This window comes from Xanthomonas axonopodis pv. maculifoliigardeniae, from assembly GCF_041519315.1.
GTDB classification, from domain to species: domain Bacteria; phylum Pseudomonadota; class Gammaproteobacteria; order Xanthomonadales; family Xanthomonadaceae; genus Xanthomonas; species Xanthomonas euvesicatoria.
The window spans coordinates 3198378-3221713 of sequence record NZ_CP167998.1; the positions used below are offsets into that span (position 1 = coordinate 3198378).

General features: G+C 65.5%; 20 protein-coding genes. 7 read left to right on the plus strand and 13 right to left on the minus strand.

Annotated elements, in window-relative coordinates; all coding sequences use genetic code 11:
* Nucleotides 1-96 precede the first annotated feature (96 nt).
* The gene (locus ACDH77_RS13830; RefSeq protein WP_031423535.1) at nt 97-558 is read left to right on the plus strand and encodes a hypothetical protein; all 462 of its coding nucleotides are present in this window, start codon (nt 97-99) and stop codon (nt 556-558) included.
* 408 nt (nt 559-966) lie between these two features.
* Here ACDH77_RS13830 and ACDH77_RS13835 read toward each other — a convergent pair whose 3' ends face one another.
* Complete coding sequence (locus tag ACDH77_RS13835; protein ID WP_218488732.1) at nt 967-1401, minus strand: OsmC family protein; 435 nt, start codon at nt 1399-1401, stop codon at nt 967-969.
* 31 nt (nt 1402-1432) lie between these two features.
* Nucleotides 1433-2290 (minus strand): pirin family protein, encoded by an 858-nt coding sequence (locus tag ACDH77_RS13840; RefSeq protein WP_014090644.1) that lies wholly within the window; start codon nt 2288-2290, stop codon nt 1433-1435.
* 230 nt (nt 2291-2520) lie between these two features.
* Between ACDH77_RS13840 and ACDH77_RS13845 the strand changes: the two genes are divergently transcribed.
* The gene (locus ACDH77_RS13845) at nt 2521-4593 is read left to right on the plus strand and encodes a carbon starvation CstA family protein (protein WP_008572442.1); all 2073 of its coding nucleotides are present in this window, start codon (nt 2521-2523) and stop codon (nt 4591-4593) included.
* Nucleotides 4593-4817 (plus strand): YbdD/YjiX family protein, encoded by a 225-nt coding sequence (locus ACDH77_RS13850; RefSeq protein ID WP_003488133.1) that lies wholly within the window; start codon nt 4593-4595, stop codon nt 4815-4817. The genes ACDH77_RS13845 and ACDH77_RS13850 overlap by 1 nt, the downstream gene beginning before the upstream one ends.
* A gap of 610 nt (nt 4818-5427) precedes the next feature.
* Here ACDH77_RS13850 and ACDH77_RS13855 read toward each other — a convergent pair.
* Nucleotides 5428-6132 (minus strand): HAD family hydrolase, encoded by a 705-nt coding sequence (locus tag ACDH77_RS13855; protein ID WP_008572438.1) that lies wholly within the window; start codon nt 6130-6132, stop codon nt 5428-5430.
* A gap of 223 nt (nt 6133-6355) precedes the next feature.
* Here ACDH77_RS13855 and ACDH77_RS13860 point away from each other — a divergent pair, with 223 nt between their 5' ends.
* Complete coding sequence (locus ACDH77_RS13860) at nt 6356-7165, plus strand: ankyrin repeat domain-containing protein (RefSeq protein ID WP_029819871.1); 810 nt, start codon at nt 6356-6358, stop codon at nt 7163-7165.
* A gap of 36 nt (nt 7166-7201) precedes the next feature.
* Nucleotides 7202-8386 carry an XVIPCD domain-containing protein gene (locus ACDH77_RS13865; RefSeq protein ID WP_184419907.1) on the plus strand — a complete coding sequence of 395 codons (1185 nt, stop codon included), beginning with the start codon at nt 7202-7204 and terminating at the stop codon, nt 8384-8386.
* A gap of 331 nt (nt 8387-8717) precedes the next feature.
* Here the strand turns inward: ACDH77_RS13865 and ACDH77_RS13870 are convergent, their stop codons facing one another.
* The 8 genes from ACDH77_RS13870 to ACDH77_RS13905 form a co-directional block, all read right to left on the minus strand.
* On the minus strand, nt 8718-9968 hold the full coding sequence (locus ACDH77_RS13870; RefSeq protein ID WP_011348089.1) for a DUF819 domain-containing protein: 1251 nt from the start codon (nt 9966-9968) through the stop codon (nt 8718-8720).
* Between the two features lie 167 nt (nt 9969-10135).
* The gene (locus tag ACDH77_RS13875) at nt 10136-10351 is read right to left on the minus strand and encodes a hypothetical protein (RefSeq protein WP_372353502.1); all 216 of its coding nucleotides are present in this window, start codon (nt 10349-10351) and stop codon (nt 10136-10138) included.
* 667 nt (nt 10352-11018) lie between these two features.
* Complete coding sequence (locus ACDH77_RS13880; protein WP_057681453.1) at nt 11019-11627, minus strand: nucleotidyltransferase family protein; 609 nt, start codon at nt 11625-11627, stop codon at nt 11019-11021.
* Between the two features lie 402 nt (nt 11628-12029).
* Nucleotides 12030-13034: an XdhC family protein gene (locus ACDH77_RS13885; RefSeq protein WP_109291352.1), complete on the minus strand. Its 1005-nt coding sequence runs from the start codon at nt 13032-13034 to the stop codon at nt 12030-12032.
* Nucleotides 13031-15238 carry an aldehyde oxidoreductase molybdenum-binding subunit PaoC gene (gene paoC / locus ACDH77_RS13890; RefSeq protein WP_126952683.1) on the minus strand — a complete coding sequence of 736 codons (2208 nt, stop codon included), beginning with the start codon at nt 15236-15238 and terminating at the stop codon, nt 13031-13033. The genes ACDH77_RS13885 and paoC overlap by 4 nt, the downstream gene beginning before the upstream one ends.
* 1 nt (nt 15239) lies before the next feature.
* Nucleotides 15240-16190, minus strand: a complete 951-nt coding sequence (locus ACDH77_RS13895; protein WP_071117639.1) for an FAD binding domain-containing protein — start codon at nt 16188-16190, stop codon at nt 15240-15242.
* The gene (gene paoA, locus ACDH77_RS13900) at nt 16187-16837 is read right to left on the minus strand and encodes an aldehyde dehydrogenase iron-sulfur subunit PaoA (protein ID WP_372353503.1); all 651 of its coding nucleotides are present in this window, start codon (nt 16835-16837) and stop codon (nt 16187-16189) included. Before paoA ends, ACDH77_RS13895 begins: the two co-directional genes overlap by 4 nt.
* 428 nt (nt 16838-17265) lie before the next feature.
* On the minus strand, nt 17266-18273 hold the full coding sequence (locus ACDH77_RS13905; protein WP_372353504.1) for an NAD(P)-dependent alcohol dehydrogenase: 1008 nt from the start codon (nt 18271-18273) through the stop codon (nt 17266-17268).
* Between the two features lie 224 nt (nt 18274-18497).
* Between ACDH77_RS13905 and ACDH77_RS13910 the strand changes: the two genes are divergently transcribed.
* Complete coding sequence (locus ACDH77_RS13910) at nt 18498-20045, plus strand: sensor domain-containing diguanylate cyclase (RefSeq protein WP_218560231.1); 1548 nt, start codon at nt 18498-18500, stop codon at nt 20043-20045.
* 285 nt (nt 20046-20330) lie between these two features.
* Here the strand turns inward: ACDH77_RS13910 and ACDH77_RS13915 are convergent, their stop codons facing one another.
* Complete coding sequence (locus ACDH77_RS13915) at nt 20331-20864, minus strand: single-stranded DNA-binding protein (protein ID WP_008572410.1); 534 nt, start codon at nt 20862-20864, stop codon at nt 20331-20333.
* 275 nt (nt 20865-21139) lie between these two features.
* Between ACDH77_RS13915 and ACDH77_RS13920 the strand changes: the two genes are divergently transcribed.
* Entirely contained in the window at nt 21140-22138 is a 999-nt protein-coding gene (locus ACDH77_RS13920) for a polyprenyl synthetase family protein (RefSeq protein WP_011348098.1), read from the plus strand.
* 204 nt (nt 22139-22342) lie between these two features.
* Here the strand turns inward: ACDH77_RS13920 and ACDH77_RS13925 are convergent, their stop codons facing one another.
* Nucleotides 22343-23143, minus strand: a complete 801-nt coding sequence (locus tag ACDH77_RS13925) for a dienelactone hydrolase family protein (RefSeq protein WP_008572408.1) — start codon at nt 23141-23143, stop codon at nt 22343-22345.
* Nucleotides 23144-23336 lie beyond the last annotated feature (193 nt).

The following is a 23336-nucleotide window of genomic DNA, read 5'->3' on the forward strand; positions in this document are numbered from 1 at the left end:
TTGCGTAGACGGCAGTCCTTGGACGGGGAGTTCGAGGCACTGCAACGGCACGAAATCGGCGCGCCCGCATCGTCATCCAATGCCGGGGAATCGTGTATGAAGTCTGCATCCTGCCTTGTTGGCCTGAGCTTGCTGCTGGCCGCTGCCACCGCCCATGCCCAGACCTCGCCGGTCTGCCCGCCGTTGCCACCGGCCTCCGGCCTGCAGTGGAACGAGCTCGCCGGTGCCGATTACCTGGTCTGCAAGGCCATGACTGCCGATGGCCGGCAGGTGGTCGGCGTGATGCTCACTACCCGCGACCCGGCGATGACACTGGCACGCGAGCGGCGCGCCGAAAAGGGCCAGATCCAGCAGGAAGACTTCTACTGGTACAAGCTCGATCTGGGCGGCCGCGACATGCCGGGCACGGAATCGCGCCGTGTCACCGTGGTCGAACTGGGCAAGAAGCGCTACGCCCAGCTGTGGATCGACGGCGGCAGCACCGAAGAACTCGCCTCGATGCAGTCGATGGTGCAGAACATGGATCTGCAGCCGGCCAGCCTGGCGCTGCAGCGCTGACGCAGCGCGCGTCACAGCCCCGCGCACTGCTGCTGCACCTGTCTTGCAGCGCGCGGGTTTGCCGGCACGCTGCAGACAGTATCTGACGATATCTGCCGCGAGCGTGTCGCCGCAGATCACCATTGCGCACTGATGCTCGTGCCCTCGCGTGTCGCGCCGACGCGCATGAGGCGACGCCCGAGCGGCTTGCGCATGCACCAAGCGCGCCGGTGCGTCCAGCCGCTCAACGATTTTGATCCCGGCGGCCACCACGTGCGGCGGCGATGGGCTGGAGAACGCTCACGGTTGCAAACGTTGGAGCAGTGGCGCATGCCATGTCGGCATACGCCCGGAATCGGCGTGGACCGATCGCTCGTTCCGATTCCGATTCCGCACTCACCGAACCCAACGACTGCCGGCAAGCGTCTGTCAGTCGGCTCGAATCACCGTGTCTCCACCGCCGCCAGCCGCCTGCAACTGAGTCTCGATGCGCACCTCGCCGGTCAGCAGGCGATGGATCGGGCATTTGTCGGCCACCTCCATCAACCGTGCGCGTTGCTCGTCGTCGAGCGCACCGTCAAGCACCACCGCGCGGGCGATCGCCGTGCCGGCAGCGCCGCGCTGCGTGTAACGCAGATGCACGTGCACCGCCGTCAGCGGCCACTGCTTGCGCGCGGCCACCATCGACACCGTGATGGCGGTGCACGCACCCAGTGCGCCCAACACCTGCGATTCGGGATCCGGCCCGGCGTCGCTGCCACCATTGGCCGGCTGCGTATCGCCGCTCCAGGTGTGCAGCCCGTCGTGGATGCTGACCGTGTACGGCACCGTGCCGGTGCGCACGCTGACCGGCCGGTCACTCATTGCCGGCTCCTGTTGTCGTACGCGGGCCGGTTCAAAACCGGCCTTCCTGGAAATCGACGAACGCCTGCATCAGCTCCTGCTTGGTGTTCATCACGAACGGGCCATGCCGCATCACCGGCTCGTTGAGCGGGCGGCCCGCGACCAGGATCAGCTGCGCACCGTCGGCACCGGCGTGCAGGCGCAGGCGCTGTCCGCCACCCAGCACGGCCAGCTGCTGCGCCGGCAACACGCGCGCGGTGTCGCTCTCGCCCACCGTCAGCGCGCCCTCGAAGGCATACGCGAACGCGTTATGTCCGCTGGGCAGCTGATACTCCCATTCCACGTTCGGCTCCAACGCGATATCCAGGTACACCGGGCTCGTTGCAGGTTGCACGATCGGCCCGACCACCTCGCCGACCGCACCGGCAATCACCTTGACCGTCACGCCGGGCGCCGGATGCGCCACCGGAATGTGGTCGGGTGCGTACTCCTGGTACTTGGGATCGGTCATCTTCTCGCGCGCCGGCAGGTTTACCCACAACTGAAAGCCGCGCATGCGCCCGGATTCCTGCTCCGGCATTTCCGAATGGATCAGCCCGCGACCGGCGGTCATCCATTGCACGCTGCCCGGCGTCAGCAGGCCTTCGTTGCCGTGGTTGTCCTTGTGGCGCATGCACCCGTCGAGCATGTAGGTCACGGTCTCGAAACCGCGATGCGGGTGGCTGGGGAAACCGGCCAGATAGTCTTCGGCCTTGTCGGTGCCGAATTCGTCCAGCATCAGGAACGGGTCCAGCTCCGGCAGCTGCTGGGTGCCGATGACGCGGGTCAGTTTGACCCCGGCCCCGTCGGAGGTCGGCATGCCGCGAATGGTGCGCAGTACGTGCGCTGCTGTGGTGGTCGTGGTGCTCATCGCTTGTCCCTGTGCCCTGTGGCGAAGCGCCAATGATGGGTGCGCGCGGGCCGCCGCCCAACCGCGACCATTGCAACCGATCGTTCCAAACGCCGCCAGCGTGCCAGCGCTCTAACCGATCTATGACCGCAGCACCCTACGACCAAAGTTTTAACCCGTTGCGCCCGCCTGGCATTGACCGCAGCCGGGCGTGGGGGGACCCTTGAACGAATCGTTCCTGAGGGGCATGCATGAAAGGGTTCTCCAAGCTGGCCTGGGGCGCGTTGGCGCTGCTGGCCGCGTTCTGCCTGGGTACCGTTGCGCTGCGGCGTGGCGAGCACATCAACGCGTTATGGATCGTGGTGGCCGCGGTGTCGATCTATCTGATCGCCTACCGGTTCTACAGCCTGTTCATCGCCGACAAGGTGATGCAGCTGGACATCACCCGCGCCACCCCGGCGGTCGCCAACAACGACGGCCTGGATTACGTGCCCACCAACAAGCACGTGCTGTTCGGCCATCACTTCGCCGCCATCGCCGGCGCCGGGCCCTTGGTCGGTCCGGTGCTCGCCGCACAGATGGGCTACCTGCCCGGCCTGCTGTGGCTGGTGGTGGGCGTAGTGTTCGCCGGTGCGGTGCAGGACTTCGTGGTGCTGTTCCTGTCCAGCCGTCGCAACGGCCGCTCGCTGGGCGATCTGGTGCGCGAGGAAATGGGCCAGGTGCCCGGCACCATCGCCCTGTTCGGCGCCTTCCTAATCATGATCATCATCCTGGCGGTGCTGGCGATGGTGGTGGTCAAGGCGCTAGCGGAAAGCCCATGGGGCATGTTCACCGTCATCGCCACAATGCCCATCGCGATCATGATGGGCGTGTACATGCGCTACATCCGCGTCGGCAAGATCGGCGAGATCTCGGTGGTGGGGTTGATCCTGCTGCTGGGGGCGATCTGGCTAGGCGGCAAGGTGGCCGCGGACCCGACCTGGGGCCCGGCCTTCACCTTCACCGCCAAGCAGATCACCTGGATGCTGATCGGCTACGGCTTCGTCGCCTCGGTGCTGCCGGTGTGGCTGCTGCTGGCACCGCGCGACTACCTGTCCACCTTCCTCAAGATCGGCACCATCCTGGCCCTGGCGATCGGCATCCTGGTTGTCATGCCGGACCTGAAGATGCCGGCGCTCACGCAATTCGCCTCCACCGGCGATGGCCCGGTCTGGAAGGGCGGCATCTTCCCGTTCCTGTTCATCACCATTGCCTGCGGCGCGGTCTCCGGCTTCCATGCGTTGATCGCGTCCGGCACGACGCCCAAGCTGCTCGCCAACGAAGGCCACATGCGCTACATCGGCTACGGCGGCATGCTGATGGAATCGTTCGTGGCGATCATGGCGCTGGTGGCCGCGTCGATCATCGAGCCGGGCATCTACTTCGCCATGAACAGCCCCGCCTCGCTGGTGGGCACCGACACTGTCGCAGTAGCTGCCAAGATCAGCGAGTGGGGCTTCTCGATCACACCGCAGGTGCTCGAGGCCACGGCACGCGATATCGGCGAGCACAGCATCCTGGCGCGCGCCGGCGGCGCCCCTACGCTGGCGGTGGGCATCGCGCAGATCCTGCACCAGTTGCTGCCGGGCGAGGACACCATGGCGTTCTGGTATCACTTCGCCATCCTGTTCGAAGCCCTGTTCATCCTGACCGCGGTGGACGCCGGCACGCGCGCCGGCCGCTTCATGCTGCAGGACCTGCTGGGCAACTTCATCCCGGCGTTGAAGAAGACCGAGTCGTGGACCGCCAACATCATCGCCACCGCCGGTTGCGTGGCGCTGTGGGGCTACCTGCTCTACACCGGCGTGATCGATCCGTTCGGCGGCATCCAGACCTTGTGGCCGTTGTTCGGCATCTCCAACCAGATGCTGGCCGGGATCGCGTTGATGCTGGGTACGGTGGTGTTGTTCAAGATGAAGCGCGACCGCTACGCCTGGGTCACCATCGTGCCGGCGCTGTGGCTGTTGTTGTGCACCACGTACGCGGGGTTGATCAAGATCTTCGACAGCAACCCGGCGCAGGGCTTCCTGGCGCAGGCGCACAAGTTCCAGGCGGCCATCGCCAGCAACACCATCACCGCGCCGGCCAAGACGGTGCCGCAGATGCAGCAGATCGTCACCAATGCCTATGTCAACACCGGGCTGACCGTGCTGTTCCTGTTCGTGGTCGGCTCGATCCTGATCTATTCGATCAAGACGATCGTGGCAGCACGCCGCAACCCGCAGCGCACCGACCGCGAAACCCCGTACGTGGCGTTGCAGCCGCATCAGATGGCAGACCTGTAATGGGCACGCAACTCGTCCTGGCCAGTCACTATCAGGCGCATCGCCGCATCTGGCGGCGTCTGATCCAGACCGCGCGGCTGTGCTGCGGCATCCCCGACTACGACAACTACGTGCGCCACATGCTGGAAAAGCATCCCGACAAACCGGTGATGGACTACCCCGCCTTCTTCCGCGAGCGCCAGGATGCGCGCTATGGCGGCAAGAGTGGGTTTCGCTGTTGTTGATCGGTGACGGTTGATTGCCTGGCCGGTCGTCGGCTGATCAAGAGGTAGAACCGCAGCAGGGCGCGATGCGAATCGCGCCCTGTTGCGTTGGCTCGACCGCAACTCGATAAAACGAATCACGTAATGGCGCATTCGCTCGTCGCAGCGCCTGTCGATGTGATGGCCGATCGATCCACAGCAAAGACCCAATCGACGCCTGCAGGAACCTGTTCGCGGCAGCGAGCTGCTTTCACCAGGCGTCAGTCAACTGTCTAGTGCGGTGTCCTCGCCACTTGCGGGACCGTTGGCGGCATGGATGCCGCCAACGACTCCCATGGACGGGTTCACGGCGTGTCCCGCAAGCGGCGAGGACACCGCGCACTCGACGACCCAGCTTTTGAATGCGTCAAGATTGGGCGACGACCCGAATCGCGATCACTCGGACGGATCGCAACGTCCAATCCATCAATTGCAGGACACTACCCGCGCGTTGGCTGCGGGCCCTCTCACGTTGGTCGTTACGCATGTTTCGACAAGACAACCGAACACCTTGCGGCGCGGTGTCCTCGCCGCTTGCGGGACGGGTCCACTGCGTACCCATGACACCGCCCCCCCTCACCAAGCTGCCGCCTTACCCAGCCCGCTTTTGCGCCAACCGCGCGAACAGCGCAGGCAAATCGCGCATGTCGTCGAACACTTCAAGCACACCAATGCGGCGCAGGGTGTCGCCATGCCCCGGTGGAATGTGGCTTGCACCGGTAAACCCCAGCACCTGCATGCCGGCCGTCACGGCCGCGGTTGCACCGGTGGGGCTGTCTTCGATGACCACACAACGCTGCGGCGCGACTCCGGCGGTGCGTGCCGCCAGCAGATACACGTCCGGTGCCGGCTTGGGCCGCTCCACCATGTCGGCGCTGAAAATACGTCCCGCCGCGCGTGCGGTGAGCCCGGCCCGTTCCACCGAGGCAATCACATTGTGGCGCCGGCTATTGGAGGCCACCGCCAACGGCAGTGGAATCTGCTCCAACGCCTCGCGTACGCCTGCGATCGGCTGCACCTGCGACTGGATCAAGGCCTCGCTACGCGCCTGGATCTGCGCGAGCAGAGTCTCTGGCAACTGCAATGCAAAGCGCTCTTCCACCCGCCGCAGCACCTCGCGCGTGGTCTGCCCGAAGGTGGTTTCCAGCAGCTGTTCCAGCGGCTCGCTTGGCACGAAAGATGCCAGCGCCTCACGCATTACCCGGTCGGCCAGTATCTCGCTGTCGACAAGAACGCCATCACAGTCACTGATCAGTAGCTCGTACGCCATCGCACCCATCTGCTCACAAAGCGCCATTATGCCGGCCCGGGTGTGACCGTCGGCTGTGGGGCAGCAGGCTGTGGCGATGGACACTTCGCCGCTTGCAGCACGCGCACCATCAGGACAGGCGGCCCCGAGCATGCGGCCCGCAGCACCGTCATGTCACAAGCCGTACCGTCATGTCACAAAAAGCCATGTCACGAAATCTTACCGCAAGCGATTTTTCCAGCTGCTAGGATCTGCCCCGCTGCGGCGGGACTTGCTGCAGCGTCATCAGGAATGCGATCAGGAGAAGGAGATTTCGATGCAACCGCGATTCCCCGCCCTGCTCGTTCTTGCGACCTCGTTTTTCGCGGTCTCATGCACCGCCTCGCCCGGTGCCAAGGAGCAAACCACCATGTCAGCTACGCTGCAGGACCACACCGTCGCCTTCCGCGACCCCGCCCTGACCGACATCGCCCAGGCCATTGCGCACGGTGATGTGGCCCGGATCAAGGCACTCGCCCCCACTGTCGATCTCGCCGCGCATGGCGATCAAAACGTCACCTTGCTCGAATGGGCAATCTGGAACGAACAACCGCGCGCGCTGGCCGCATTGCTCGATGCAGGTGCAGACCCATCGCTCCCCGGCATGGACCAGGAAACGGTCGTGCACATGGCCGCCATGGCGCAAGACCCGCAGTATCTGCAGATCCTGCTGCAGCACAAGGCGCCGATCGATGTCGTCAGCGCGCGGGCGGGCTGGACGCCGCTGTTTCGCGCGGTGCAGAGCAAGCGCGATGCGCAGATCGATTTGCTGATCAAGGCCGGTGCAGATGTACAGCGCGTCGACCACACCGGCAACAGCCTGCTGCACCTTGCGGCGCAAAGTGGCGCAGCCAGCCCTGCAGTGCTCACCCTGCTCAAGGCCGGTGTCGATCCCACCGTGCGTAATGCCCAGCAGAAGACCTTCCAGGCGTATTTCTTCACCACGCCGGACCGCCTGCTCAACGCCAGCGGCCAGCAGGTCAGGTCGGACGTACGCGCGTGGTTGAACGCCCATAACATTCCCGTGGAAAGCAGCCGCTAAGCGCGCTTTTCGCATGACGAACGCAAGGAGCCGCGCATGAGCCCGTCAGAATCCTCTTCTTCCACCCCGTTCGCAGAATCGATGCGCGGGCAACAACCGCATCCGGAAGACCGCCAGCTTCCAGCGATGCTGCAGGACCTTTACGCCACCGCCGCGCAGCGACGCGAAGGCGGTGCCGAAACCTTTGCCGCCCTGCCCAATGGCTGGTCGCGCATGGACGACCGCGCGCTGCAGCAGGCAGGCATCGACCCTGCCCTGCTGCACGACGCCAAGAGCGGCTTCGATGCCGCGTTCTATCGCAATGATCAGGGGCAGGTGGTGCTGGGCTTCTGCGGCACCGACGAAGGCAAGGACTGGAAGCACAACATCGGCCAGGGCCTGGGCTTCGACGATGCGCAATACGCTTCAGCGATCCAGCTCGGTAGCCAGGCCAAACAGGCGTTCGGCGACCAGGTGGTGATCAGCGGGCATTCGCTGGGCGGCGGTCTGGCCGCGGCATCGGCAATGGTCAACGACATTCCGGCGGTGACCTATAACGCCGCCGGCGTCAACGACCGCACGCTGGAGCGCCAAGGTCTGGATGCATCGGCGGCCAAGGATTACGCCAACAGCGAATTGATCCGCGGCTACCACGTCAAGAACGAAATCCTGACCCATCTGCAGGAAGACAGCATCCCGCTCAAATGGGCCATGCCCAATGCGGCCGGTCATCAGATCGAACTGCCCGAACCGGACCCGTTGTCCTTCGGCCAGCGTCTGGTGCCGGGCATGATGCTCAAGCATCGGCTGGATCTGCACGGCATCGATTCGGTGATGAAGGCGCAGGACATGCAGTTGCAGGACCAGGCGCGCGGCACCGCATTGCAGCCCGGCAGCCAGCTATTCAACGACGCGGTGGTGCAGTTGGATGGGCAACGCGACCGCCTGGGGCTGCGCGACGACACCGCGTTTCTCAATACCGCTGCCAGCGTGGCCGCGCGTGCAGGCAACGATGGCTTGCAACGTATCGATCACCTGGTGCCCAACCGTGACGGCGACAGCCTGATCGCGGTGCAGGGGCGCATGGACGACCCGGCCCATCTGCGCAGCCATGTGCAGACGGCATCGGCAGCCAACGAGCCGGCGCAGACCAATGTCAGCCAGCTGCACCAGCACAATCAGCAACACACCCAGCAGCCGCCGCAGCAGCAGGAAGAGCAGCGCCGGGTGATTCAGCAGTAAGGCGCCAGTGGCCCGCGCAATGTCGCGGGCCACTCTTCGCCTGCACGCGGCTGGCAGCAGCGCGTCAAGGTCTTGCGCGCGATCGCTGTCGGCTTCGCGCAGTGCAGCGTGTCTTTGAGACTAGCGCGCGTATTCGAACCGCGGCGCGACATGGCCGACACCGTGTCATCGGAGTCGTCAGCCAATCGCGCACGGTGCGCAGAAGCGGCATGCCAGGCGCGGCACATGGCGCAACGCCGAGCATCGCCCAGCCCAGCCGCACTGGCGATTGCACAGCGGTGTGATACCTCGCTCGGTCGCTTCATCGTGGCGTTGCAGATTGCGGCGCGAGTTATCCAGCGCCTGCCATCGCCCGCAAGGTAATGCCGACCAGATAGGCTAGATAGGTGCCGGTGGCGTAGCCCATCGTGCCCAGCAGCACACCGACCGGCGCCAGAGCCGGGTGAAATGCCGCGGCAACCACCGGCGCGGAGGCCGGGCCGCCGATATTGGATTGCGAGCCGATCGCAAAATAAAAGAACGGCACCCGCAACAACCGGCCAAGCCCCCATAACACGGCAATGTGCACGGCAATCCAGATCAGGCCGAGCAGGAACAACCATGGCCGGTCCAGCAGCGCCAGCAGATCCATCTGCATGCCGATGCATGCGATCAGGAAATACAGCAGCAAGGTGCCGATCCTGGACGCGCCCGCGCCCTCCAGCGTGCGCGCACGGGTAAAGCTCAGCAGCAGGCCCAGGCTGGTCGCCAGCACCACCACCCACACGAACGGCGTGTCCAGGCTGAACTGGCTGGCCCAATCCAACTGCGCCTTGCACCACGCGGCAAGGGGATTGGCCAGGGCATGCGCAAGGCCGACACCGCCGAATGCCACCGCCACGATCACCATCAAGTCGGCCAAGCTGGGAATGCGCGCATGCTCGGCCTGGAAGCGCGCCATGCGCTCCTGCAAGGCATCCAGCGCCCGGGTGTCGGCACCGCTGCGTGCATCGATCTTGCGCGCGCGGCCGGCCAGGAAGATCAGCGCCGCCATCCACACATAGCCCACGCCGACATCGACCACCGCGAACTGCCCGAACGTGGTTGCGTCCACATCGAACACTTCGCGCATCGCCAGCATGTTGGCGCCACCGCCGATCCAGCTGCCCGCCAGCGCTGCCATGCCGGCCCAGGTATCGCCGGCCACGGTGGCCGGATGCAGCCAGCGCATCACCCAGAACGCCACCACCGCACCCAGCATGATGCTCAGCGATGCGCCCAGATACATCGCCACCAGCTTGGGGCCGAGCCGCAGGATCGCGCGCAGATCGATGCTCAAGGTCAGCAGGATCAATGCCGCAGGCAGCAGCACGTCACGGGCGATCGGGTTGTACAACCGGGTGTTGGCACCATCGATCAAACCGACCGTGTTGTAGATGCCGGGCAGCAGATAACACAGCAACAAGGCCGGCACCACCGCGTAGAAACGCCGCCAGAACCCCTGCTCCCGTGCAGACGTCCAGAACACCGCGCCCAGGGTGGCGGCGATCAGGCCGAACACGACGATATCGTTTCGAATCAGCGCAGCACCGGCAGCATTCACGACAGGCGGACATCCAGAGAAGTAGCCGCCAGAGCGCGGACCGGACCCAGGTGGCCGATACCTCGAATCTAGCCGACCCGGACGTCTGCGCAAACCCCGCACAGCTGCGGACAGCCACCACCGTGGGCAATGGTTTACTGCAGCAAGCGACTGCGTTGCGTACGGCCTCAGCCGTAACGCCGCACCACCTGATCGCCGCCGCCGGTGTTGACCACCACGCCGCTGGGCTGGCCGGTGGTCAGGCAGTGCAGTTTTGCCATCCATTCGGCAAAGTCCAGGGCGCCCTGCTCGCGCAAATACCGCAGCGGCGACCAGTGCGGGCGGGTTACCCACCAGCCGCCCTGTGCGGGGTGGATGCGTACGACATAACGAGACTCGTCCATCAGGCCTCCGGCCAGTGCGTCTAGCGGTCGAGCAAAGGCGCATGGGGCGTGGGGCCGCGATGCGCGAGGAATGGGAACGCCTTCTCCCGTCCGGTATGCCGGCGTGCCCTTACTCAAGGGGCCGCGGGAGAGTAGCCAATGGCCCCGCGTCCGGCATAGCCAGGATGTTCTTTTATGCATGCCAATGCCGTCGGGCTGACACTGGCAGGTCGGTAGGAAAATTCTTACGTGACACACATCACGTCCAGCGCTACATTCGGTCAGGACTGGTGAACGCCGCGTCATCAGCAACCGTCAGACGGGCGTGGACGGTGCGCAGTGGGTGATCAGTCGCTCTTGAAGACTGCCTCTGGGGAGGGGTTGCATGCATCTGCTTAGGAAATTCCAGTTTTCGGTCAAGACCGCCATGGTCATTGGCTATGTGTTGGTGATCAGGGAAGCGGTCGTGCTGTGGTCGTAAGGCTGTTGCACGGTTGAGCGCGTCGGCCAGGCATGTCGGTTGGCGGGCTGCAAAAAAGAGGTAACGCGCCTGGACCGGTGTCGGTGATCGGCACCGGTCACGTCAGCGTGCGTGCAGTGACGGTGCCTGCCGCTGACGGTGCGGCCGGCGCCGATCGTGTCAGGACCCAGGCTGCCAGAGATTTGCGTGCGTACCCGTCACGGCGTCTCAGTCCGCATCGACCCAGCCGCGCTGCTGCGCGGCGGCCAGATCCGTCGGCGTGTCGATATCCAATGCCAACGCCGGGGCGCTTACGCACCCCAGGCTCTGCATGTCCAGGCTGGCGAACAGGCCCCGCAAGCCGCTATCGGCCTGCAATGGCACATCCGCCCAGGCCGCATGCGTGACCACCGCGGGAATGCCGCGCACGCCGCTGTAGCCACTGGTTGCACACCCGGAGACGGCGCGATCGGCTTCTTCCAGCAGGGAGCGCAGATGCGGGGCATCCAGCGCAGGCTGATCGCACCCCAGGATCAGGCTGCGTCGCAATGCCGGGTCGCCCTGCACATGCCGGCGCAACGCGGCCAGGCTGGAGCCCATGCCCTCGGACCAATCGGGGTGCCGCAGTATTTCGACATCCAGATCCTGCAATACCTCGCTCAACGCATCAGCATCGGCACCCAGCACGACCACGCAGCGGCGTGGCGCAGTCAGTAACGCAATGCGAGCGGCGCGATGCAGCAACGGCTCGCCATCGCGCATCAGCAATTGCTTCGAGCGGCCAAGCCGGCGCCCTGCCCCGGCGCCCAGCACCAGTGCGGCGTGATCGCCACTCATGCGCCGCACGCTGCCGGCGTGGCGGCAGCGTGCGGCGCTGGTTGCCAGACGGCGGGAGCGTGGCGCTTTCCGACGTCGTCACCACGTGCGGAATGGTGGGTGGCGAAGAAGCTAACGCGAACAGCATCGCGCGATACGTCGACGTGGCGATCCGGAGCAAGGGTCATGGCGACGTGCTGCTTGAATGGAAGACAGCTGCAGCCTAGAGCGCCGGCTGTGCGTGCAAGGTGACTACCCTTGGCGTGCGCTGTGGATGCATTGGCCAAGGCCTGCCCATGGCGATGCAGATGACAGCGTGCTGTCGGAGGCCTGCCACGATAGTGCTCGAAAGCAGCTGTGTTCGACCCGACCGGCTGCGATGCGCCTTGATGACTCACGCACGCGGCAGGAGCAGCCAGCGACTTATCGGCTTGCGGTAACGGCCTGTAGATCTACCACCGCTTGCGTGGCTTCGGCGATGATGCCGAGCGCGATGGTGTGCGGTGACGAGCGCCCCATGCGCCAGCCCGCCGGCATACGCAGGCGTGCGAGCGCGGCATCGCCATACCCAAGCGCCCGCAAGGCCTGCAAGCGACCTTCGCGCTTCTGCCGGCTGCCAAGGATGCCGATGCAGGCGACAGGGGACGCCAAGCCGCGCTGCGCAACCTGCATGTCGATCTCGGCATCGTGGGCCAGGCTATACAGCGCGGTGTCGGCATCCAGGTGCAGGTCCTGCAGCGCATCGCCCAACGCACGTCGGTCGTAGTGCTCGGGCGCCAAGCCCGGCGGCGGTTCGCCCGGACCATGCGGCCGCAACACGCGCACGTCGATGCCCATCTGGCTGGCCAACGACACCAGCGCCAGCAGCGATGGGTCGGCGCCGACCAGCACCAGCCGCAACGGCGGACGATGGCTGCGCACGAATTCGCCCGCGCGCGCGTCCTGTGCATTTGCCAGGTAACGCACCGTGCCGGACGCACGATCCAAGGCCACATGAAATGCACGCCGATGCTGGCGCGCGTTACGCCAACGTGCGAGGTGCTCGCCCAGATCCGGCACCGGCCACACCAGCACGCCGATGCGCCCGCCGCAGCTGAGCTGGATGTCCAGCACCTGGCTGCCTTCGCCATAATCCAGCCAGCGCGGCTGACCATCGCGCAGCGCTGCCATGGCTTCATGTGCCACCGCCGCCTCGACGCAGCCGCCTGAGACATAGCCTGCCACGCTCCCATCGGCGCTGATGGCCATCTCGCTTCCCAACGGCCGTGGGGAGGAGCCTTGCACATCGATCAAGGTCGCCATCGCCACGCGCTGCCCTGCACGCTGCCATGCGCTCAACGTTGGCAACAAATCGTCGAGCAACGCGTAGCCCGGCCATGCCGGCCACGCCGGCGGCGCATGCGCGACCGGGGCAACCACCGCGCTCACGCGCGCAGCATCTCGGGCAGGTGCGGCAGCAATTTGTCCAGGGTCACCGGATAGTCGCGCACACGCACGCCGGTTGCGTTGTACACCGCATTTGCGATGGCTGCTGCCACGCCGCAGATGCCCAACTCACCCACGCCCTTGGCCTTCATCGGCGACGATAGCGGGTCGCTTTCTTCCAGGAACACCACGTCCTGATGCGGGATGTCCGCATGCACCGGCACTTCATAGCCGGCCAGGTCGTGGTTGACGAAAAAGCCCAGGCGTTTGTCCACTGCCAGCTCTTCCATCAGTGCCGCGCCGGCACCCATGGTCATGCCGCCGATGACCTGGCTGCGTGCGGATTTGGGATTGAGGATGCGTCCTGCGGCGCATACGGCAAGCATGCGCCGGATGCGCACTTCGGCGGTGGCCACATCCACGCCCACCTCGACGAAATGCGCGCCGAACGTGGAGAGTTGATGCGTCTTGCTGAGGTCGCCGAACTCGATCTTGTCTTCCACCACCAGCGCGCCACTGGCCGCGGCATCGCCGAGCGCAATGCGCTTGCCACCGGCGCGCACATAGCCATCGGCAAACTCGGCAGCGGCCGGATCCAGGCCCAATTGCCTGGCCACCGCTTCACGCAACTTGACTGCGGCCGCATAGACGCCTGCGGTGGAACTGTTCGCGCCCCACTGCCCACCGGAGCCTGCAGAGGCCGGAAAGCTCGAATCGCCCAGGCGCACATCCACCCAGTTCAGCGGGACCCCGAGCATTTCCGCAGCGGTCTGCGCAATGATGGTATAGGAGCCGGTCCCGATATCGGTCATGTCGGTTTCCACCACCACGCGCCCGCCCTGCTCCAGCCGCATGCGCGCGCCGGAGGTCGTGACCGGCGCGTTGCGAAATGCCGCCGCCACGCCCATGCCGACCAGCCAACGACCGTCGCGCGTGCTGCCCGGCCTGGCCTTGCGCTTGGACCACTCGAATCGCTTTGCGCCATCTTCCAGGCACTTGACCAGCTGACGCTGCGAGAACGGGCGTTGCGGATTTTCCGGGTCCACCTGGGTGTCGTTGACGATGCGGAACTTGACCGGATCCATGTCGAGCTTTTCGGCCATCTCGTCCATGGCGATCTCCAACGCCATCAATCCCGGCGCCTCGCCCGGCGCGCGCATGGCATTGCCTTCGGGCAGATCGAGCACTGCCAGACGGGTCGTAATCAGGCGGTTAGCACCGGCGTAGAGCAATTGCGTTTGTGCAGCGGCGTTTTCCGGGCTGCCGTCGGGCAAGTCGCCCGACCAGCTTTCATGCGCAATCGCCGTGAGCTTGCCGTCGCGCCCGGCCCCAAGCCGGATGCGTTGCACCGTGGCCGGGCGGTGGGTGGTGTTATTGGCGATCAGCGGCCGCGGCAACATCACCTTGACCGGACGTCCCACCTGACGCGCGGCCAGCGATGCCAGGACTACATCGGCACGCAGGAACAGCTTGCCGCCGAAACCGCCGCCGACGTACGGCGACATGATCCGCACGTTTTCGCGCGGGAGGCCCAGCGTCCTGGCCAGATCTCCGGCACCCCAATTGATCATCTGATTGGATGTCCACACGCTGAGCTTGTCGCCATCCCACATGGCAATCGATGCGTGCGGCTCCATCATCGCGTGCGAATGATCCGGTGTGGTGTATTGGGCATCCAGTTGCACCGGCGCTGTAGCGAAGGCAGCGTCGAAGTTGCCGACATTGCTGTTGGGCGCGTCGCCCTTCTTGGTCACCTTGGCGCCGGCACGGGCCTTTTCCAGATCGTAGGCGCCAACGTGCCGGCCGTAATCGACCTTGATCAACTGGCCGGCCGCACGCGCCTGCTCGAAGGTTTCCGCCACCACCACGGCAATGGCCTGGTGGTAATGCGCGATCTCGGGGCCGCCCAACAGCTTGGCGGTGTTGAACTTGCCCTTTTGCAACTTGCCTGCGTTCTGCGCGGTCACGATGCCCAGCACGCCCGGCGCCTTGCGCGCCGCGCTCAGATCGATGCTGCGGATGGTGCCCTTGGCGATGCCTGCGCCCACCACATGCCCGTAAGCGGGCTGGCCCGGCAAGTCGTGATGTTCGTAGGCATACGGTGCCTGCCCGGTGGTCTTGAGTGGCCCGTCGATACGGTCGACGGGCTTGCCGACGACAGTGAGCTGATCGATGGGATTGGTGCCGGCGGGAGTGTCGAATTTCATATCAGGCCCTCGTGTCGGCCAGGATCGCGGTCAAGGTGCGCTCGACCAGCGGCACCTTGAATGCGTTGTGTTCGGTGGGCTGTGCGCCGTCGAGCAACACGGACGCAATGGCGCGGGCACCCTCTTTCGCTCTGGCTTCGGCAGCTTCGCTGCGCCATGGCTTGTGCGCGACGCCGCCGACTGCGACGCGTGTACTGCCATCGCGCTGGACGACGGCGGCCACCGACACCAGGGCGAAAGCATACGAGGCACGGTCGCGCACCTTGCGGTACACGTGCGTACCACCCAGCGGCTTGGGCAAGGTGACGGCAGTGATCAATTCGCCGCGCTCCAGCACGGTTTCCAGGTGCGGCGTCGTTCCCGGTGCGCGATAGAACTCGGACAGGGCCACGGCGCGCGTCTGCCCATCCGGGCGCACCGTTTCCACCACGGCATCAAGCAGGCGCATGGCAATGGCCATATCGCTGGGATGGGTGGCAATGCACGCATCGCTGGCACCGATGACTGCCAGTTGACGGTTATAGCCACCGATGGCCGCGCAGCCACTGCCAGGCAGTCGCTTGTTGCACGGCTGATTGGTGTCGTAGAAATAGGGACACCGCGTCCGTTGCAGCAGGTTGCCGGCCGTGGTGGCGCGATTGCGCAGTTGTCCCGAGGCACCGGCCAGCAATGCGCGCGACAGCACGGCGTAATCGCGGCGCACGCGCTGGTCGGCCGCCAGATCGGTGTTGCGCACCAATGCACCGATGCGCAGGCCGCCCTCAGGCGTGGCCTCGATGGTATCCAGGCTCAGGCCGTTGACATCGATCAGGTGCGACGGCGTTTCGATCTGCAGCTTCATCAGATCGAGCAGGTTGGTCCCGCCTGCGATGAACTTGGCACCGGGCTGGCGCGCGGCCTTGGCTGCCGCATCTGCTGGCGAGGTGGCCCGCTCGTAGCTAAAGGCCTTCATGCGCGGCCTCCGGCAACGTCGTTGATGGCTTCAACGATGTTGGAATACGCACCGCAGCGGCAAATATTGCCGCTCATGCGCTCCTGCAATTCGGGTGTGGTGAGCTTGGTCTTTCCGGTGAGGTCTTCGGTGACATGGCTGGGGATCCCGCGCCTCACCTCGTCCAGCACCGCCACTGCCGAACAGATCTGCCCGGGCGTGCAATACCCGCATTGGTAGCCATCGTGCTTGACGAACGCCGCCTGCATGGGATGCAGCTTGTCCGGCGTGCCCAACCCTTCGATCGTGGTGAACTTGGCGCCCTCGTGCATCACTGCCAGCGACAGGCATGCGTTCATGCGTTGCCCGTCGACGATGACCGTACAGGCGCCGCACTGGCCGTGATCGCAGCCCTTCTTGGTGCCGGTGAGATGCAGATGTTCGCGCAGCGCATCCAGCAAGGTGGTGCGGTTATCCAGCGTCAGAGCGACCGGCTTGCCGTTCACCTCGAAAGCGACCTGGCTGGATGCATTGGCAGGCTCGGTTGCCGGCCGCTGCGAGATCGCAGTGGCGGCGGTGGCGGCCATCGACTGGGTTGCGGCAACGCTGGCTGCCGATGCCGTTCCTGCGATCAATACCTCGCGACGGGTCATCTTGATGTCTCTCATGGCTGGCATCTCCAACAATGCTGGCTTTTACAGTTCTCAATCAATGTGCAGCGCTGCCGGTCACAAGCGCGTGAGTGCGCGGTGGCGCCTGCGGGCGTGAAGCGGTGTATTGCCCGATTCTAGTAGCCGCCTTTGCCCGCATTAGCGCTGGGTGCTGCATGCGCCTATGAAAGACGCTCATCACTGCGAGTAACCAGGCCCATGCGCCGATGACGTTGGAGACGGACGGGCCGGCCGAACAGTTCTTGGAATGTGCACGTGCAGCACGTTGGTTGGCCGCCGTGGGCTGCGAACGAACGAAACTCGAGAAGTATTGGTTGCGCTCGCCAGCAGCGTCATGCAGGCGGCGGCCCTTGCACACGTCGAACTACGGAATTCACGCGCCGGCGCTGCGGACGCATCGCCCGCGCTCAGTACCGCGGGCTGGATCAGAACTCCAGCGCGATCTTGCCGAGATGCCCACCGGCCTTCTGCAGCGCGAACGCTTCACCGATCTCATCCAGCGCAAAGCTGCGATCGATCACCGGCCGCAGCGGCAAGCTGTCGAGTGCGCGCACCAGGTCCTGTTGATGCCTGCGGCTGCCAACGACCAACCCCTGCAGGCGTTGCTGGCGCCCCATCATTTCGGCAGTCGGAACCGGGCCAGCGGCACCGGTCAACACACCGATCAAGGCGATATGCCCACCTACGCGCGCTGCACGGATCGATTGCGTCAGCGTGCCCGGGCCACCGACCTCGACCACATGGTCCACCCCACGCCCTTCGGTGATGTCCAGGACCTGCGCCGCCCATTCGGGATGCTGCCGATAGTTGATGAGATGGTCGGCGCCGAGCGCTCGCACCTTCTCCAGTTTCTCGTCGGATGAGGAAGTGGCGATCACGCGCGCACCCATCGCCTTGGCAAATTGCAGCGCGAAAATCGACACGCCGCCGGTGCCTAGTACCAATACGCTGTCGCCGGCCTTGAGCCCGCCATTGACCGCAAGCGCGCGCCACGCGGTAACGCCGGCAGTGGTCAGCGTCGCAGCCTCGGCATGGCTGTAACCGCGGGGCGCATGGGTGAATGCCTGCGCGTCGGCGACGACCGCCGAGCGCGCATAGCCATCGACGCCATCGCCTGGGGTGGTGGCAAAACCGGCATGCAAGGGCTCGCCGTCCAGCCACTGCGGGAAGAAGGTGGACACCACATGATCGCCCACTGCGAACTCGTCGACCTCCGGCCCCACTGCTTCCACCACGCCGGCGCCATCGGACATCGGAATACGCCCGTCTGCGGTCGGCATCTGCCCGAGCACAACGCCCAGATCATGAAAATTGAGCGAACTGGCATGCAGGCGGACGCGGATCTGATCGCGTGCAGGCTGCCCCGGATCGGGCAGTGCAACCGACTGCAGCGATGCGATGGCGGCGGGATGGCGAAGACGAATGGCGTGCATGGGGAACTCCTGAGCGTGATTCAGTACCCGGGATAGCATGCTGCCCGTTACGCAAACGCAGTCGAGCTGGCTCTGACATCTGTCGCGGTGCGTGGTGAAGCGCTGCAGCGAGCGCTGCTGCAGCGGCCAACGCGCATAACGATGCGGGCAAGCGGGCTGTTGCATACAACGTGAGGCAGCAATCACAGATCTGTCATTGCACGTGTTGCTGCACCTAGGCACGCGTGCCGCGACGCGTAGGCTGGCACGGCGGTTGCATCGCCCTGGTATCCAGACAGGTAGCCACAGTGACGTCAACAAGCAAGCGGCGGCGGCAACGTGCTCAGCGCATCGCGCTGCATTTCGTACTGACTGTGTCTTGGATGTTGTTGCTCGGCTCGGAGTATTGGTCCATCCACGAAGAACGCGCGACCGCGCTGCGTAGCGCACAGGCGCAGTCGTTGAATCTGGCCAATTCGCTGGCGCAGCATGCCAGCGACACCCTGTCCATTGCCGACGCAGTGCTGTCCGGGTTGGTGTCGCGGGTCGAACACGACCAGGGCTCCAGCGCGGCGCGTTCTGCGATGCATGAGTTTCTGGTGCGCGAAGCGCGCCGCTCCGATCGCCTGCATGGCATCTTCATCTATGCCGCGGACGGCAGTTGGGTGAGCTCGTCGCTGGACAGCACCCCCAGGACCCACAACAACGCCGACCGCGCCTATTTCAAATACCACCGCGACCATCGCGACGCCTTGTCGCTGGTCGGCCCGCCCGTGCAAAGCCGCTCGGACGGCTCCTGGGTGCTGACCTTGAGCCGCCGTCTCAACGCCCCCGGCGGCGAGTTCGCCGGCGTGGTGCTGGTCACCCTGCAGCTGAAGTATTTCCACAGCTACTACAGCACCTTCGAAGTTGGCCCGCACGGCACCATCGGCATGACCAACGACGATGGCATCGTGATGGTGCGCCGGCCAGACAAACAGGGCGTGATCGGCACCTCGATCGCGGGGACGTCGATCTACGTGACCATGCGCGCACGCAAGCACGGCACCGCCACCTATCGCTCGCCGATCGACGGCGTGGAGCGCATCTCCAGCTTTGCACCGGCGCGCCCCTATCCGCTGACCGTGCTCACCGGCGTTTCGGTCGACGATGCGTTGGCGAACTGGCGGGAAGCCGCGCGCCAGCGCATCGTGGTGGCCGCGCTGGGCTGCACCCTGCTGCTGGGCGTGGGGATCTGGCTGGATTTGCAACTGCGCCGCATGCATCGCAACGAAGCCAAGCTGAGCACCGAAGCCTGGGTAGACGCATTGACCGGCATCGCCAACCGGCGCGCCTTCGACCACCGATTATCGCGTGCGTTGCAGGACGCGGTTCGCCTGGAGGCGCCATTGTCGGTGCTGATGATCGACGTCGACCACTTCAAGCTCTACAACGACACCTATGGCCACGTGAACGGCGATGCCTGCCTGCGTTTGATCGCAGGCGCCATTGCCGGCTGCTCGCGCCGCAGCGAAGACCTCGCCGCGCGCTACGGCGGCGAAGAGTTCGGCATGATCCTGCCGCATACCGATGCCGCCGGCGCGCTGCGCCTGGCCGACGCCGTGCGCAATGCGGTCGCCGAGCTCGGCCTGATGCACCTGTCCAGCCCCACCAGCGCGCACGTCACCGTCAGCATCGGCGCAGCCACCTTCGAGCCGGGCGAAGCGCCGCTGAGCCCCAACGCCATCGTGCACGATGCCGATTCGGCGCTGTATCGCGCCAAGCAGAAGGGACGCAATCGCACATCAGCCTAGCGCTGCCGGGATGCCGACAACCTGCCGTAGAGGTCACGCTGCTGTCGTAAGGTGGATGTCGCGAGCCGGAAGCAACGCATGGACGGCGCACCCACTCCATGCGTTGCGCGCACGCCTGCGATGGAGGGGCGCTGCACGTACGACCCGCGCCTCCGAGCACGCGTGACACACGCGTGGCTCTTGCCGCCGTTCTGCCGAAACCGGCCAATGCCTGCGCGGACTTCCCATAACGCGGAAGGCCCGCGCAATGCGGGCCTTCCTGGATGAGGCAACGACGAGCTGCCCTCAGAACGGGATATCGTCGTCTGCGAAATCGTCCATCGGCGGTGCCGACTGCTGCTGGGCCGGCTGCTGACGGCGCGGCGCATAGTCCTGACCACCGCCACCGCCGCCGTATCCACCACCCTGCCCACCGCCGCCGCCCTGCTGACGCGGCGCCGAGCGCTGCGGGCGATCGCCGCCCATCCCGCCACCGCCGCCTTCACCACGGCCGCCGAGCATCTGCATCTCGTTGGCGACGATGTCGGTGCTGTACTTTTCCACGCCGTCCTGGCCGGTGTACTTGTCGTAGCGCAGTTCGCCTTCGACGTAGACCTGCGAACCCTTGCGCAGGTACTCGCCGGCGATTTCGCCCAGCTTTCCGAAAAACACCACGCGGTGCCACTCGGTGCGTTCCTGGTTATTGCCGTCGCGGTCCTTGCGCATGCTGGTGGTGGCCAGGCTCACGCGCGTGATTGCCATGCCGGCCTGGGTGTACTTGGTGTCGGGATCGTTGCCGAGGTTGCCGACGAGGATGACTTTGTTGATGCCGCGGGCCATAGGTGCTTCCGAGATGATGCGCTGGCGCCGGGAGCGCGCAACGATGAATGTCTGTGCGGCAATGTTACCGCACCTGCCGCTCGGCGGTCCTGGCGGGTTGCCGCGCGGCGCTGCCGGGCAAGTGCCTTGCCAAGGGTCGGAAATCCAGCCCGTACAGACCTTTGCGGGTAACGGCCCAGCTGCGCAGGGCGGCAAATGTGAAGACGCCGGATGTGCCCGGCGGGACGGATCCGGCCGGGGCACCTATAATCGGCCCACATCACGAATGCCTGCGCATGACCATCGCCGAAGACCTCCCCACCGTGCTGGGCCTGCCCCAGATCCAGTCCCTCGCCGCGCCCGACATGGCCGCGGTCGACGCACTGATCCGCCGCCGTCTGGCCTCGGACGTCGTGCTGATCAACCAGATTGCCGATCACATCATCTCTGCCGGCGGCAAACGCCTGCGCCCGATGCTGGTGATGCTGGCCGGTCACGCCGCTGGCGGCTCCGGCCCGGAGCACCACCAACTGGCGGCAATCATCGAATTCATCCACACCTCGACCCTGCTGCACGACGACGTGGTGGACGAATCGGACCTGCGCCGCGGACGCAGCACTGCCAACGCGCTATGGGGCAACGCTCCCAGCGTGCTGGTGGGCGACTTCCTGTATTCGCGCAGCTTCCAGCTGATGGTCGAACTGGACCGCATGGAAGTCATGCAGATCCTGGCCGACACCACCAACCGCATCGCCGAGGGCGAAGTGCTGCAGCTGCTGCACGTGCATAACCCCGACACCGACGAAGCGGCCTACCTGCGCGTGATCGAGCGCAAGACCGCGGTGCTGTTCGCCGCCGGCACGCGTCTGGGTGCGCTTGCCTCCGGCGCCAGCGCGCAGGTGCAGCAGCAGTTGTACGACTACGGCATGCAGCTGGGCTTTGCCTTCCAGATCGCCGACGACGTGCTCGACTACGCCGCCGAGGCCGCGGACCTGGGCAAGAACCTGGGCGACGACCTGGCCGAAGGCAAGGCCACCCTGCCGCTGATCCACGCGATGGCGCACTCGGATGCCACCACCCGTGAGCGCCTGCGACAGATCGTCGAGCAAGGCGATGCGGCGGCGATGCCGGAAGTGCTGGCCGCCATCCATGCCACCGGCGGGTTGGACTACAGCCGTCAACGCGCGGCCGAATACGCCGCTGCCGCCGAACAGGCGCTGGAAACCCTGCCGCACAGCCCTGCCGTGGCGGCGTTGCGCGGCCTGGCGCGCTACGCGGTCGAGCGCACGCACTGATCCGGCGCGCAGCGCGCGCCGGCCGGGATTTGAGATTGGAGATTAGGGATTCACAAAGGCGGCTTGATCGCGGTTTTGCGCGTCCCGACATCGGTTAGCCGAATGATTGATCAGCGCAACGCCCGAGCAAAAACTCGGGGGTTTGATTCGCTGAAGGACGGGACTTCGCTCTTGCGAATGCCAATCCCAAATCACCAATCCCGGTTACTGCCCAAAGCGCTCGTCGAAGAAATCGCCGAGCATGCGATACGCCCGCTTGGCCGCACGCGGGTTGTACAGGCAGCCCGGCGGGCTGTTGGCATCGGCCTCGGCAAAGCAATGCACCGCGCCGCTGAAATTGACGAATTGCCAATCCGCGCCGGCTGCATTCATTTCGGTTTCGAACGCGGCGATATCCGCCTTGCTCACGCTCTTGTCGTCGGCACCGTTGAGCACCAGCAGCGGTGTCTTGGCCGAGCCGGCGGCGGCCGGGCTGGGAGTCGCGATGCCACCATGCAGGCTCACCACGCCGGCCAGCTGCGCGCCTGAGCGCACCAGCTCCAGCACCGTGGTGCCGCCGAAGCAGAAGCCCACCGCACCGATGCGCGCTGCGTCCAGCGGCGCCTTGCCGGCCTGCGCCTTGAGCACCTCTACCGCTTTCAGCGCGCGTGCGCGCAACTCCGGCGGATCCTTCTTCAGGGCGCCGGCGAACTGCCCAGCCTCGCTGTCGTTGGCCGGGCGCTTGCCCTTGCCATACACGTCGGCCACCAGCACCACGTAATCGTCGCCGGCCAGCTGCTTGGCCTTGGTCACCGCCGAGTCGTTGACACCGCGCCAGTTGGGCACCATGACCAGCCCCGGGCGCTTGGCATCGCCGGCATCGTCGTACACCAGCACGCCGCTATAGGTGTCCTTGCCGATCTTCCATTCCAGCGGCTTGGCCTGCATCGCCGCTGCTGCGGGGAAGGCCAGCGAAGCCAGAACACCGATCAACCCAATGCCACGCCATGTCCGTTGCTTGTACATGTGCTTGCTCCCAGGATGGTGCGGCGAGTGTAGGCGCTGCTGCCGTGCAGGAGAGGTCATCGTCGCCGCTGCCGGCCACGGTGGCGGCAGGCAGTCAGTCCGATCGCACCTGCGCGTTCGCATGCGCTGCGCATGCGTGCTTTCGAGGCGATCGCGCCACCGCGGCGGCGCTGGCGTTGGCGCGGCGACCAAC

Excerpts from the sequence above, each read along its gene's own strand:
- ACDH77_RS13835 (WP_218488732.1), bottom strand. The coding sequence starts at position 1,401 with ATGAGTGACCGGCCGGTCAGCGTGCGCACCGGCACGGTGCCGTACACG.
- paoC (WP_126952683.1), bottom strand. The coding sequence starts at position 15,238 with ATGAAATTCGACACTCCCGCCGGCACCAATCCCATCGATCAGCTCACT.
- ACDH77_RS13905 (WP_372353504.1), bottom strand. The coding sequence starts at position 18,273 with ATGCACGCCATTCGTCTTCGCCATCCCGCCGCCATCGCATCGCTGCAG.
- ACDH77_RS13880 (WP_057681453.1), bottom strand. The coding sequence starts at position 11,627 with ATGAGTGGCGATCACGCCGCACTGGTGCTGGGCGCCGGGGCAGGGCGC.
- paoA (WP_372353503.1), bottom strand. The coding sequence starts at position 16,837 with ATGAGAGACATCAAGATGACCCGTCGCGAGGTATTGATCGCAGGAACG.
- ACDH77_RS13925 (WP_008572408.1), bottom strand. The coding sequence starts at position 23,143 with ATGTACAAGCAACGGACATGGCGTGGCATTGGGTTGATCGGTGTTCTG.
- ACDH77_RS13920 (WP_011348098.1), top strand. The coding sequence starts at position 21,140 with ATGACCATCGCCGAAGACCTCCCCACCGTGCTGGGCCTGCCCCAGATC.
- ACDH77_RS13915 (WP_008572410.1), bottom strand. The coding sequence starts at position 20,864 with ATGGCCCGCGGCATCAACAAAGTCATCCTCGTCGGCAACCTCGGCAAC.
- ACDH77_RS13895 (WP_071117639.1), bottom strand. The coding sequence starts at position 16,190 with ATGAAGGCCTTTAGCTACGAGCGGGCCACCTCGCCAGCAGATGCGGCA.
- ACDH77_RS13855 (WP_008572438.1), bottom strand. The coding sequence starts at position 6,132 with ATGGCGCTTTGTGAGCAGATGGGTGCGATGGCGTACGAGCTACTGATC.
- ACDH77_RS13875 (WP_372353502.1), bottom strand. The coding sequence starts at position 10,351 with ATGGACGAGTCTCGTTATGTCGTACGCATCCACCCCGCACAGGGCGGC.
- ACDH77_RS13830 (WP_031423535.1), top strand. The coding sequence starts at position 97 with ATGAAGTCTGCATCCTGCCTTGTTGGCCTGAGCTTGCTGCTGGCCGCT.
- ACDH77_RS13865 (WP_184419907.1), top strand. The coding sequence starts at position 7,202 with ATGAGCCCGTCAGAATCCTCTTCTTCCACCCCGTTCGCAGAATCGATG.
- ACDH77_RS13850 (WP_003488133.1), top strand. The coding sequence starts at position 4,593 with ATGGGCACGCAACTCGTCCTGGCCAGTCACTATCAGGCGCATCGCCGC.
- ACDH77_RS13840 (WP_014090644.1), bottom strand. The coding sequence starts at position 2,290 with ATGAGCACCACGACCACCACAGCAGCGCACGTACTGCGCACCATTCGC.
- ACDH77_RS13845 (WP_008572442.1), top strand. The coding sequence starts at position 2,521 with ATGAAAGGGTTCTCCAAGCTGGCCTGGGGCGCGTTGGCGCTGCTGGCC.